This window comes from Gordonia sp. LUNF6, from assembly GCF_047041125.1.
GTDB lineage: Bacteria > Actinomycetota > Actinomycetes > Mycobacteriales > Mycobacteriaceae > Gordonia > Gordonia sihwensis.
The window spans coordinates 3,741,422-3,753,885 of sequence record NZ_CP178181.1 but is presented as its reverse complement, the minus strand read 5'-3'; the positions used below and the strand labels follow the sequence as shown (position 1 = coordinate 3,753,885).

The window sequence follows — 12,464 nt, the reverse complement described above, 5'->3', positions numbered from 1 at the left end:
CATGACGAACTGGCGTGACTACGGCGAGCCCGACCTTCCGGCGCCGTTGGCCGCGGCGCTCGACGCGTTCGTCGAGCACGGCTATCACGGCACCTCGGTCCGCGACATCGCCGCGCGTGCGGGGTTGTCGGTCCCGGGGCTCTACCACCACTATCCGTCCAAGCAGTCGCTGCTCCAGGGGCTGCTCGAATTGACGATGTCCGACCTCCTTCGCCGGTCGGAGGAGGCGCTGGCCGCCGCGGGCGACGATCCGCTGGCGCGCTTCGACGCCGTGGTGGAGTCGCTCCTGCGATTCCACATGTACCGGCGTGAGCAGGCGTTCGTCGGATCCACCGAGCTTCGCAGTCTCGATCCCGAGTACCACCGCGTCTACATCGGTCACCGGATCCGGCAGCAGCGGATGGTCGACGAGGTGGTCGAGGACGGCGTGGCGTCCGGCGCGTTCACGACGGATGCGCCGAAGGGTGCGGCCCGGGCGGTCGCGACGATGTGCGTCGGTGTCTCCACGTGGTATCGAGTCGACGGGCCGATGAGCGCCGACGAGTTGATCGCTCAGAACCTGGTGTTCGCCCGGTCGATCGTCGGACATGTGGCGGGCTGAGGGGCGATCGCCGAATGCTTGACGTCGTGCGGGGCCGCATGACAACCTAGCCCTGACCGAACGTTCGCTCGGTATGAACACGGAGGCTCAGATGGCTGTCGATCTCGCATACAGCGCGCAGGTGCGCGACCTCGTCGAACGGACCTCGGCGTTCATCGCCGAGGAAGTTCTCCCCATCGAGAACCGTTTCGCGGGCGACGTCGCCGCGGCCGGCGGCGACGACCTGCGCCGGGAACTGAACGCGAAAGCCAAGGCCGCGGGCGTCTTCGCGCCGCACGCGCCGGTGGAGTTCGGCGGACTGGGCCTCAACATGAGCGACCGCGCACCGGTGTTCGAGGCCGCGGGAGCTTCGACGTTCGGGCCCGTCGCACTGCACATCGGTGCACCGGATGAGGGCAACGTGCACATGCTCGCGCACATCGCCACGTCGGAACAGAAGGACAAGTACCTGGCGCCGCTCGCCACTGGGGAGGTGCGCAGCGCGTTCGCGATGACCGAACCCGCCCCCGGCGCAGGCTCCGACCCGAACGCCCTGTCGACGACGGCGGAGAGGGTCGCCGGCGGATGGAAGATCAACGGCCGCAAGCAGTTCATCACTGGAGCCGACGGTGCCGGATTCTTCATCATCATGGCCCGCACCGTCGGGCAACGGGGCGATCGCGGTGGTGCGACCATGTTCCTCGCACCCGCGCACACCGAGGGCATCGAGGTGGAGCGGCACATCCACACCACTGACAAGTCGATGATCGGCGGGCACTGCGTGGTCGGTTTCACCGATGTCTTCGTACCCGACGAGGACGTCCTCGGCGCCCCGCACGAGGGTTACCGGTACGCGCAGGTGCGGCTCGGCCCGGCGCGCATGACTCACGTGATGCGCTGGATGGGCACCGCGGTGCGCGCGCACCGGATCGCCGTCGACTACGTCGAGCAGCGCGAAGGCTTCGGCGGGCGACTCGCCGACCTCGGCATGATTCAGCAGATGATCGCCGATAACGAGATCGACCTCGCCGCGGCGCGGGCGCTGCTGGTCCGGGCCTGCTACGAACTCGATCTCGGCGAGCACGCCTCGGACTCGACGTCGATCGCGAAGACCTTCGGTGCGGAGGCGTTCTCGCGCGTCGCCGACCGGGCCGTGCAGATGTGCGGAGGCCTCGGAGTCTCAGAAGACCTTCCGCTGGCGCGGCTCGCCGCGGAGCTACGACCGTTCCGGATCTACGACGGTCCCAGCGAAGTCCACCGGTGGGCCATCGCGAGGCGGGCGGTCGGACGCGCACGCAGGGCTCGTGAGGCGACGAGGTGACGGCGGATCATCCCGGTCTGGGCGCTGATAGCCTGCGAAAGCTATTGGCGGCGAACGGTATCGATGTCGCGGGTGAGTTGCGGATCGACTTGATCGGCGGTGGCCGGTCGAACCTGACGTTCGACGTCCGCGACGACGGCAGCCACTGGGTGGTCCGACGGCCCCCGATGGGCGGGCTCACACCGTCGGCGCACGACATGAATCGCGAATGGAACGTGACCTCGGCGCTGGCGGCGACTGATGTGCCGGTGCCGCGGGCCGTCGCGATCGACCGTGACGGCGAGTTCATCGGTGCTCCGTGCACCGTCGTAGAGTTCGTCGACGGCGCCGTGATCCGCTCGGTGGACGACCTCGCGACACTCTCCGACGCCGAGGTGACCGCGAGCGCCGACGCACTGGTGCGGACGCTCGCGGCTCTGCATTCCGTCGACTACGAAGCAGTGGGCCTGGGCGATTTCGGCAGGCCGGACGGATTCGCCGGCCGGCAGGTCAAGCTGTGGGCTCGTCAATGGGCGCTGGTCAAGACGCGTGAGCTCGACGACGTGGAGCGCCTGGCGACGGCGCTCTCTGAGCGGGTGCCGGCGCGGACCCGGAACTCGATCGTCCACGGCGATTTCCGGATCGACAACACCATCCTGGCTCCCGGTGACCCGGGCACCGTCGCCGCGGTCGTCGACTGGGAACTGTCCGCGCTCGGCGATCCGATCACCGACATCGCGCTGATGTGCGTGTACCGCGAGCCGGTGTTCTCGTCGGTTCTCGGATTCGATGCGGCGTGGACGAGTGACCGGTACCCCGATGCGGACGGACTGGCCGAGCGCTACGTCGCCGCGACCGGTGCCGACCTGGGCGACTGGGCCTTCTACCTCGCCCTGGCGAATCTGAAACTCGGCGTCATCGCGGAGGGGATCACGCACCGAGCACTCTCCGGAGGCTCGTCCGGATCAGCGGGCGCCGAACGCGCCGCCGAAGCCACCGCCGAGTTCATCGCCGCGGGTCTGCGCGCGCTGAGGTAGAGGTCGGCCCTGCCTGCCGGTTGAGCCGTCCGGAACGTAGTGGGGGTGTCGGGTGGTTTCGACTCGCTGCGCTCGCTCAACCAGCCTTTGGGGGGCTGCTCGACGAGCCTGCGGGGGCCTCGCTCGACGGGCCTGGGGTGGTTTCGCTCGGTGGGCTTTGTCGCTGGGTCGGCTCTTGTCGGCTGGTTGAGCCGTCCGGAACGTAGTGGAGGGCGTGTCGAAACGTGGTGGGGTTTGGTTTCGACTCGCTGCGCTCGCTCAACGAGCCTTGTGGGGGCCGCTCAACGAGCCTTTTGGGGGGCTGCTCGACGAGCCTGCGGAGGTCTCGCTCGACGGGCCTGGGGTGGTCTCGTTCGGTGGGCTTTGTCGCTGGGTCGGCTCTTGTCGGCTGGTTGAGCCGTCCGGAACGTAGTGGAGGGCGTGTCGAAACTTGGCGGGGTTTGGTTTCGACTCGCTGCGCTCGCTCAACCAGCCTTGTGGGGGCCGCTCGACGAGCCTTTTGGGGGCTGCTCGACGAGCCTGCGGGGGCCTCGCTCGACGAGCCTGGGGTGGTCTCGCTCGGTGGGCTTTGTCGCTGGGTCGGCTCTTGTCGGCTGGTTGAGCCGTCCGGAACGTAGTGGAGGGCGTGTCGAAACTTGGTGGGGTTTGGTTTCGACTCGCTGCGCTCGCTCAACCAGCCTTGTGGGGGCCGCTCGACGAGCCTGGGGAGGGCGCGCTCGCTCAACAAGCGTGTGGGGGCCGCTCAACGAGCCAGGGGACGAGCATCGGGCGGCGCTAGCGGTAGGTCAGGAGGCCGGAGTCGAGGGCGGCGAGGTGTTCGTGGGCGTTGAAGGAGACGAGGGTCAATCCGCTGCGGCCGGCGAGGATCTTGGTGATCGAGGTGTTGACGAAGGTGCGCGACATCTGTGGCCACGACTGCGGCGGGATGTCCCACAACTGTGCCACCAACTGGGTGATGGAACCGGCCGACGACACCACGAGCACGTTCTTTCCCGACCCGGCCGCATCAGCGGCACGGTCGGCTGCGGCGCGGGTCCGCTTGGCGTACATCGCGTACGTCTCGGGGCCGATGTCGGCGCCGTCGACCCATTCGTGCAGGGCGCTGGTGATGGCGTCCTGGAAGGGTCTGCCGCCGTCACGGTAGATGTCGTCTCCCTCCGGGAGGGGCGGCGTGACGTACTCGTTCCAGTCGGGATCGATCGTCGGCGCTGCGGCGTCGGGAAAGGCTTCGAGGACGCCGGCCATCGTCGCGCGCTGTCGGGGGAGATCGCCGCAGAACATGGCATCGAATCCGGTCACCTGTCGGGCGAGCGCTCGGCCGGCGGCGCTAGCCTGAGCGAAGCCGAGCTCCGTGAGGCCGGGGCCGCTCACGGCGTCGGCGTCGGGTCCGTAGGCGTGCGCCGGAGCCTGACCGTGCCGGACGATGTACAGAACTCCCACGCCATTCCTCGCTGCCGAGCCGTGGCCCGCGAACCGCGAGCCGGAACCGATCACACCGTCTCGCGCCCGGGGCGACTGAGGCGGCTGCCACATTCTCAACCTATCGGGTGCTCCTCACTTGCACGCGGACAGGGTGCTTGCTACTTTTGGCGATCATGACCAGTCAGCTCGCCGCCATCGGGGAGGTCACGTATGTGACCACCGCTCTCGGATGCCGTCTGCCGCTGGCCCGGGTCCTTTGTTGTTGCCGAATGCGCTGACCCAGCTCCGCCTCGCGCTGATCTGCGCGAGACCACTCGCGGCGTGACCGCCTCTGCCGGTCCGCCCAGGCAACAGGACTCCAAAGAAACATGACTTCTGCTCTCGACCGTCCGATCCTGTCGAAATCCGCTCCCGTCGGCGTCGTGGTTCGCCCCGTCGCGGGCGCCGCCTCCCGACCCGTTGCGAAACCGTCCGCCCCGCACGTCACCACGGCGAAGCTGCAACTCTCCACCAAGGCCGCCGCGCTGGTGCTGCGCACGGCGCGGGTGTCCGGACCGGTGTTCCGCGACGACGCCGCCGCCCTGACGGGGCTGTCCATCTCCACCGTCAACCGTCAGGTGAGCGCATTGCTCAAGGCCGGCCTCATCCGTGAGCGCGCCGATCTGACCCCGCCCGGTGCGGTCGGGCGTCCGCGAGTTCCGTTCGAGATCAACACCGACGGATACCTCACGGTCGGCATCCACATCGGTTACAAGGTCACCTCGATCACGACCCACGATCTCCAGCATCGGGTGGCCGGTGCGATCGCGATTCCCACTCCCCAGGCCGAGGACCCCGAGGCGGTCGTAGCTCAGATCGGTGCCAGCGCCCGCCGGTTCGCCGACCGCTGGGTGGGCAAGCGCCTGTTGTGGGCCGGCGTGGCCATCGGTGGTCGCGTGGCCGACGGCGGCTTCGTCGACCATCCCCGTCTGGGCTGGGAGGGCGTCCCGGTCGGCAGGCTGATCGCCGAGTCGCTCGGACTGCCGGTATCGGTCGCATCGCACGTCGAGGCCATGGCCGCAGCCGAACAGGTCGTCAATCCCGCCGACCAGAGCCAGAACTTCCTCTACTTCTACGCTCGCGAAATGGTGGGCATCGCGTTCAGCGTCGACGGTGCCGTGCACACGCCGGCCGCAGGCCCGCCCACCATCGGGCACTTCCCGACCGGTCCGACCACCCTGCTCGATCCCGACCGCACCGGACGCCTCGAGCCGACGGTCAGCGATTCGGGCATCCTCTACGCGGCCCAGCGAGCCGGACTCGAGGTCGATTCCCTCGACGAGCTGCGGACGCTGGCACGGACCGGGAACACGGTCGCCAACGACGTCCTGACCGAACGCGGCGAGGTGCTCGGCCGCACGGTGGCGCTGATCTCGGACATCTTCAATCCCGACCACGTCATCCTCGGCGGACAGGGCTTCACCGACTACCCGGAGGCGCTGCCGGCCGTGAGCAAGGCGCTGCGCGCCACCACGGTCATCACCCAGCGCGACGTCCGCGTGGCACGTTCGGCCATCACGGTGCAGCAGAAGGCGGCGGGTGCGGTCGCACTCGACGCGATCTACGCCGACCCGCTCGACGCACTGTCGTACACCGCGTAGCCACACGACGCCGCGGCGCGCGGCCTACCCGGACGGCGGACCGAAGCCCTCACGGGAGAGGACTTCGCCGCCGGTGGGACCGATGACCGTCTTCACGAAGTCTTCGGCCAGCGACTTGTCGTCACTGGACCGGACGACGGCGATCGGATATCTGTTGATCGCCTTGGCGAACACCGGATCGTCCACCGTGGAGACGCTCACGCCGAGGCCGGGGCGAGCCTGCGTCTGGTAGGCGAGAGCGGCGTCGGCGCGCCCGGACGCCACGTACGCGACCGCGGCCTCGCCGGAGTCGACGTGGATCGGATCGGTGAGCGCGGCCGACTCGATCCGTTCGACGTCCACCACGGCCGCACCGCACGGCAACCGGTCGGAGCACACCGCCACCCGGAGACCGGAGCGCGCGAGGTCGGCGAACCCCGTGACATGGCCGGGGTTTCCCGGCGGAACCACGATGACCAGCGAGTTGGAGGCGAAGCGCCGGGGGCCGATCACCCGCCGGCCGAGCCTGTCCATCGACGCCTCGTCGTCGGTCGCGATGACATCGGCCGACGCAGCCGAGGGGCCGGCGACGGTGACCCGGGCGCCGGGGTGCTGTTCCTCGAACTCGGTCGCGATCGCCGCCATCACGGCCTGCAGCGACGACGGAGCCGACACCGTGATGGAGGAGTCCTCCGTGCCTGGCGAGCATGCGGTCGTCACGCCCGTGAGCAGGAGCGCGGCGGCCCCCGCCAGTGCGCTGCGGCGCGGGGTGGAACTCCTGGTCCTCATGCCTTCAGACCTTAGAAGGTGCGGTGCCGGCGGTCCGGCGCACCCGGCCCATCCGGCCGCCTCACGCCGTCCAGTTGCGGTCGCGCACGAGCTTGTACGCGCGCAGCTTGCGGTAGCCGCGTACCGAGAGCGACGGGATCGGCCCGACGTGTGTCGCGGCGTTGTCGCGGAGTGCGGTGGCGAGGGCCTCGTCGATCAATGTGGTGCCCGACCGCGCCGCGCTCGCCAGCCGGGAGGCGATGTTCACCGGCTCGCCGAAGACATCGCCCATCCGCATCAGCACGTCGCCGCGGGCCATGCCGATGCGCAGGCTCGGCAACTCGCCGTCGGTGCTGAGACGGTGCAGTTCGACGGCGATCTCCGCGGCCGCGCCGACGTCGATGACGGTGAACAGCACCGCGTCGCCGATCGTCTTCACGATCTGACCACCGTGGTCGGTGATGATCGTGTGCGCCGCGGACTCGAAGGTCTCCAGCAGCGTCTCGAGTTCGGCCATCCCGAGACGCCGGGACAGTGAGGTGTAGCCGACGATGTCGGCGAATCCGACGACCACCTCGGTGTGCTCGGCTGCCCGGCCGGCGTCGGTGAGTCCCACCGCCAGATGCCGCCGCCAGACGAGATCCTGCACTCGTGCGAGCGCCTCAACCATCTCCTCGGCCGTGGCGTCGACGGTGGGGTCGGCCGCCAACCGAGTGATCTCCTCGGCCTGCCACTGCGCCAGTCGCGCGGTGGCCTGTCCGATCGCCCGCGCCGCGGCGAGTTGGGCGGTGGAGTCCATGGCCTGATCGTTGCCGGCGAAGACGCCGAGCGCGGCCAGGTCCTCCTCGGAGAAGCGCTGACCCGAGCCGCCCTCGCCGCGGGCGAAACCGAAGGCGTTCCAGAACCGCTGCGCGTACTCCGGATCGAGCCGCAGGGCGGTGATCAGTTCGTCCCGCGAGTACTCGAGCGGAGGGTCAGACACCCATCACACCTTTCATGAGGTAGGCCATGCGGGCGGCGAACTCGGGGCGCGGCGTGCTGCGCGGCAGCCGGACCGCGTCGTTGACGATCGCCAGCGCTGCATGCACAGCCAGGACCGCCGATCCGGGCGGCCGGTCGGCGTCGATGCCGGTGAGCAGCTGCACCCAGCGTGCCACGTAGCGGCGCTGCACCGCCAGCAGTTCGGCGGCCTGCGGTTCGCCCGCGAGGACATAGGAGCTGACGAAGCCGACGAGCAGGTCGGGAGAGGAGGTGACGGCGTCGACGTAGTGGTCGACCAGTGCGTTCAGCCGCCCCGCCGGATCGGGTGTGATCGCGTACGCGGCCATCACGCCGGCCTCCAGTCGCATGGCGCTGCGCTGGCTGATCCCGACGAGGATCGCCAGCTTCGACGGGAAGTGCTTGTAGACGCTCGGCCCGGTGATTCCGACCGCCGCGCCGATCTCGTCCATTCCCGTTCCGGCGAAGCCGTTCTCGGCGAACAGGCGGGCGGCGGCGTCGAGGATCTCGTCGCGGCGGGTGGGGGCGTCGTCGCCCGGCCCGGCGGTCTGGCGCAGGGGGACGGCGTGGCTCGGCGTGAGCCGGATGGTCTGGCGGACCAGTGCGAGGACCATCTCCTCCATCTCGTGCGCACCGCTGCGAACGGCACGCCCGGCGCCGCTGCCGACCACGCTGAGCACGGCGCCGGCCAGATACATCGACTCGCGTTCGGTGAGCTCGGGTCTGTCGGCGCGGATGGCCGAGGCCCACTGTCGGAGCACGGCGCGGGTGCGGCGGACCACATCGGCGTTCTCGTCGGCCGACAGGTGCTGTCCCGACCAGCGCCACAGCGACGTGGCATGCGGGTTGGAGATGCTCAGCTCGGTGACGCTGGCGGCGAGGGCGTCGGCCGGATGGTCGCTGCTCGCGAGGTCGGCGCCCGCGGTGCTCTCCTCGAGCTCGTCGACGCGGGTCTGGACCGCCGCCAGCAGCAGCGCCTGCTTGTCGGCGAAGTGCCGGTACACCGTCGGCGCGCTGACGCCCGCCCGGCGGGCGATGTCGGTGACCGACACATGCGGGTAGCCGCGCTCGGCGAACAGCACTGTCGCTGCATCGATGAGCTGGCGGCGCCGATCCGTCGACCGCGTGCGCCGGGTCGCCTTGGTGGTTGTCATGATGAACCGACCATAGCCGATGGATGGCTGTATATGAACCACTTGACCACTGGGTATAGCCAAATACGTTATTGCGGGTTAGCCTACGAGGGAAACCATTCTCGGTTCGTGTGAAAGGAACACCTGTGTCCGACGAAGCATTCATCTACGAGGCGGTCCGTACGCCCCGTGGCAAGCAGCGCGGAGGCTCGCTGCACAGCGTCAAGCCGATCGACCTGGTCTCGGGTCTGATCGACGGACTGCTGACCCGCCACAGCGATCTCGATCCGAAGGACATCAACGACGTGGTCCTCGGCGTCGTGTCGCCGGTCGGGGAGCAGGGTGCGGTCATCGCGCGTACCGCCGCCCTCACCTCGGGTCTCGGCGAGAGCGTTCCGGGCACCCAGATCAACCGCTTCTGCGCCTCGGGCCTGGAGGCCGTGAACCTGGCCGCGGCCAAGGTCCGTTCGGGCTTCGACGATCTGGTCCTGGCCGGCGGCGTGGAGTCGATGTCGCGTGTGCCGATGGGCAGCGACGGCGGTGCGCTCTTCATGGACCCCGCCACCGCGTACGACAACTACATCGCTCCGCAGGGCATCGGCGCCGACCTGATCGCCACCATCGAGGGCTTCTCGCGTGAGGACGTCGACGCCTACGCCGCCGAGTCGCAGCGTCGCGCCGCCCAGGCATGGGACGAGGGCCGCTTCGCGAAGTCGATCATCCCCGTCAAGGACATCAACGGCGTCACGCTGCTCGACAACGACGAGCACCGCCGTCCCGGCACCACCGTCGAGAGCCTCGGCAAGCTGAAGCCGGCGTTCGCGGGCCTGGCGGCCATGGCCGGATTCGACGACGTCGTGATGCAGAAGTACCCGAACGTCGAGCAGGTCAACCACGTCCACACCGGCGGCAACAGCTCCGGCATCGTCGACGGCTCGGGTCTGGTCCTGGTCGGTTCGGAGGAGGCGGGCAAGCGCAACGGCCTCACCCCGCGCGCCCGCATCGTGTCGTACGGCGAGGTCGGCAGCGAGCCGTCGATCATGCTCACCGGTCCCACACCGGCCACCGAGCTCGCGCTCAAGCGCGCCGGCCTGACCGTCGACGACATCGACGTCTTCGAGCTCAACGAGGCGTTCGCGTCGGTCGTCATGAAGTGGATGAAGGACCTCAAGGTTCCGCACGAGAAGGTCAACATCAACGGCGGCGCCATCGCGCTCGGCCACCCGCTCGGCGCCACCGGCGCGATGATCATGGGCAGCACCCTCGACGAGCTCGAGCGCGTCGGCGGCCGCTACGGCCTGGTCACCCTCTGCATCGGCGGCGGCATGGGCGTCGCGACCGTCATCGAGCGTCTCTGATCGCCCCGGAACTAGAAGGAAAAAGACTCATCTCATGACTGCGAACATGATCACGTGGGAGAAGGACGCCGACGGCGTCGTCATCCTCACCATGGACGACCCGAACCAGGGCGCCAACACCATGAACGACCTCTACATGGAGTCGATGGCGGCGACCGTCGATCGCCTGGAGGCGGAGAAGGACGACATCACCGGTGTCGTCCTGACCTCGGCGAAGAAGACCTTCTTCGCCGGCGGCGACCTCAAGGACATGACCGCGGGACGCGGCGACAAGTCCAAGGAGGAGATCGCCACCGAGATCACCGAGCGCACCAACGCCATGAAGGCCGTGCTGCGTCGCCTGGAGACCCTCGGCAAGCCGGTCGTCGCCGCTATCAACGGCGCCGCACTCGGCGGTGGCCTGGAGATCGCGCTGCACTGCCACTACCGCGTCGCCGCGGATGTGAAGGGCAACCAGCTCGGCCTGCCCGAGGTGACCCTCGGTCTGCTCCCGGGCGGCGGCGGCGTGGTCCGCACCGTGCGCCTGCTCGGCTTCCAGCAGGCGCTCATGGGCGTTCTGCTCCAGGGCCCGCGTCTGAAGCCGGCCAAGGCCAAGGAGATCGGCCTGGTCAACGAGGTCGTCGGCTCGGTCGAGGAACTGATCCCCGCCGCCAAGGCCTGGATCGCCGCCAACCCGGAGGCCCAGCAGCCGTTCGACGTCAAGGGCTACAAGATGCCCGGTGGCGCTCCGACGAACCCGTCGGTGGCCGCCAACCTGCCGGCGTTCCCGGCTCTCCTGCGCAAGCAGATCAAGGGCGCCAACATGCCGGCTCCGCGCGCCATCCTGGCCGCTGCCATCGAGGGCGCGTACGTCGACGTCGACACCGCCGATCTGGTCGAGACCCGCTACTTCGTGTCGCTGGTCACCGGCCAGGTGGCGCAGAACATGATCAAGGCGTTCTTCTTCGACCTCCAGCACATCAACGGCGGCGGTTCGCGGCCGAAGGGCTTCGACAAGTACCAGGCCAAGAAGGTCGGCGTCATCGGTGCGGGCATGATGGGCGCGGCGATCGCCTATGTCTCGGCCAAGGCAGGCATCGAGGTGGTCCTCAAGGACATCGACATCGAGGCGGCCAAGCGCGGCAAGGGCTACTCGGAGAAGCTCGAGGAGAAGGCTCTCTCGCGCGGCAAGACCACCGAGGAGAAGAGCAAGGCTCTGCTCGACCGCATCACCCCGACCGTGGACGCCGCCGACTTCAAGGGCGTCGACCTGGTGATCGAGGCCGCGTTCGAGTCGGTCGAGGTCAAGAACAAGGTGTTCCAGGAGATCCAGGACATCGTCGAGCCGGACGCCGTCCTCGGCTCCAACACCTCGACCCTGCCGATCACCATCCTGGCCGAGGGCGTCAACCGTCCCGAGGACTTCATCGGCATCCACTTCTTCTCGCCCGTCGACAAGATGCCGCTGGTGGAGATCATCTGCGGTGAGAAGACCAAGGACGAGGTCCTCGCCAAGGTCATCGACTACACCCTGCAGATCCGCAAGACGCCGATCGTCGTCAACGACAGCCGCGGCTTCTTCACCTCGCGCGTCATCGGCACCTTCATCAACGAGGCCATCGCGGCCGTCGGTGAGGGCATCGAGCCCGCGTTCATCGAGCAGGCCGGCAGCCAGGCGGGCTACCCGGCTCCGCCGCTGCAGCTGTCGGACGAGCTGACGCTCACCCTGATGCAGAAGATCCGCAAGGAGACCGAGGCCGGAGCCAAGGCCGCGGGTCAGGAGTTCCCGTCGCACGGCTCGTACGCCGTCATCGACAAGATGGTCGACCTGGGCCGCACCTCGAAGAAGGACGGCGCGGGCTTCTACGACTACGCCGACGGCAAGCGCGGCCTCATCTGGCCGGGCGTGCGCGAGAACTTCGCCTCGGGCACCAATGAGATCCCGCTCGAGGACATGAAGGAGCGCATGCTCTTCGCCGAGGCCCTCGAGACCGTGAAGTGCTTCGACGAGGGTGTGCTCACCTCCGTCGAGGACGCGAACATCGGCTCGATCTTCGGCATCGGCTTCCCGGCGTGGACCGGTGGCGTGGTGCAGTACATCAACCAGTACGAGGGCGGCCTCAAGGGCTTCGTCGACCGCGCTCGCGACCTGGCGTCGAAGTACGGCAGCCACTTCGAGCCGCCGGCCTCGCTCGTCGAGAAGGCGGACGCCGGCGTCGAGAAGCTGACGAACGAGAACCTCGTCAAGAAGTGACGCGCTAGCGGCACA

The 12,464-nt window shown here is 68.7% G+C and carries 10 protein-coding genes; 6 read left to right on the top strand and 4 right to left on the bottom strand.

Annotated features, from left to right (window positions below; all coding sequences use genetic code 11):
• Position 1: 1 nt before the first annotated feature.
• The 3 genes from ACK8HH_RS17630 to ACK8HH_RS17620 all read left to right on the top strand — a co-directional run bounded on the left by ACK8HH_RS17630 (position 2) and on the right by ACK8HH_RS17620 (position 2,917).
• Positions 2-601, top strand: a complete 600-nt coding sequence (locus tag ACK8HH_RS17630; protein ID WP_045538076.1) for a TetR/AcrR family transcriptional regulator — start codon at positions 2-4, stop codon at positions 599-601.
• A 91-nt stretch (positions 602-692) separates the two neighbouring features.
• Entirely contained in the window at positions 693-1,901 is a 1,209-nt protein-coding gene (locus tag ACK8HH_RS17625) for an acyl-CoA dehydrogenase family protein (protein ID WP_222110829.1), read from the top strand.
• A gap of 44 nt (positions 1,902-1,945) precedes the next feature.
• Positions 1,946-2,917 carry a phosphotransferase family protein gene (locus tag ACK8HH_RS17620; protein ID WP_412475424.1) on the top strand — a complete coding sequence of 324 codons (972 nt, stop codon included), beginning with the start codon at positions 1,946-1,948 and terminating at the stop codon, positions 2,915-2,917.
• Between the two features lie 774 nt (positions 2,918-3,691).
• Here ACK8HH_RS17620 and ACK8HH_RS17615 read toward each other — a convergent pair.
• Positions 3,692-4,357: a histidine phosphatase family protein gene (locus tag ACK8HH_RS17615; protein ID WP_412475423.1), complete on the bottom strand. Its 666-nt coding sequence runs from the start codon at positions 4,355-4,357 to the stop codon at positions 3,692-3,694.
• 350 nt (positions 4,358-4,707) lie between these two features.
• On the opposite strand from ACK8HH_RS17615, the gene ACK8HH_RS17610 reads away from it, so the two are divergent.
• Positions 4,708-5,979: an ROK family protein gene (locus ACK8HH_RS17610; RefSeq protein ID WP_412475422.1), complete on the top strand. Its 1,272-nt coding sequence runs from the start codon at positions 4,708-4,710 to the stop codon at positions 5,977-5,979.
• Between the two features lie 24 nt (positions 5,980-6,003).
• Here the strand turns inward: ACK8HH_RS17610 and ACK8HH_RS17605 are convergent, their stop codons facing one another.
• From ACK8HH_RS17605 to ACK8HH_RS17595, 3 genes are all read right to left on the bottom strand, one after another.
• Complete coding sequence (locus tag ACK8HH_RS17605; RefSeq protein WP_006896840.1) at positions 6,004-6,747, bottom strand: substrate-binding domain-containing protein; 744 nt, start codon at positions 6,745-6,747, stop codon at positions 6,004-6,006.
• A 61-nt stretch (positions 6,748-6,808) separates the two neighbouring features.
• The gene (locus tag ACK8HH_RS17600; RefSeq protein WP_412475421.1) at positions 6,809-7,708 is read right to left on the bottom strand and encodes an adenylate/guanylate cyclase domain-containing protein; all 900 of its coding nucleotides are present in this window, start codon (positions 7,706-7,708) and stop codon (positions 6,809-6,811) included.
• Positions 7,701-8,879, bottom strand: a complete 1,179-nt coding sequence (locus ACK8HH_RS17595; protein WP_278125413.1) for a TetR/AcrR family transcriptional regulator — start codon at positions 8,877-8,879, stop codon at positions 7,701-7,703. Before ACK8HH_RS17595 ends, ACK8HH_RS17600 begins: the two co-directional genes overlap by 8 nt.
• Before the next feature lie 125 nt (positions 8,880-9,004).
• Here ACK8HH_RS17595 and ACK8HH_RS17590 point away from each other — a divergent pair, with 125 nt between their 5' ends.
• Complete coding sequence (locus ACK8HH_RS17590; protein WP_006896837.1) at positions 9,005-10,216, top strand: acetyl-CoA C-acetyltransferase; 1,212 nt, start codon at positions 9,005-9,007, stop codon at positions 10,214-10,216.
• A 34-nt stretch (positions 10,217-10,250) separates the two neighbouring features.
• Positions 10,251-12,449: a 3-hydroxyacyl-CoA dehydrogenase NAD-binding domain-containing protein gene (locus ACK8HH_RS17585; protein ID WP_006896836.1), complete on the top strand. Its 2,199-nt coding sequence runs from the start codon at positions 10,251-10,253 to the stop codon at positions 12,447-12,449.
• Positions 12,450-12,464 lie beyond the last annotated feature (15 nt).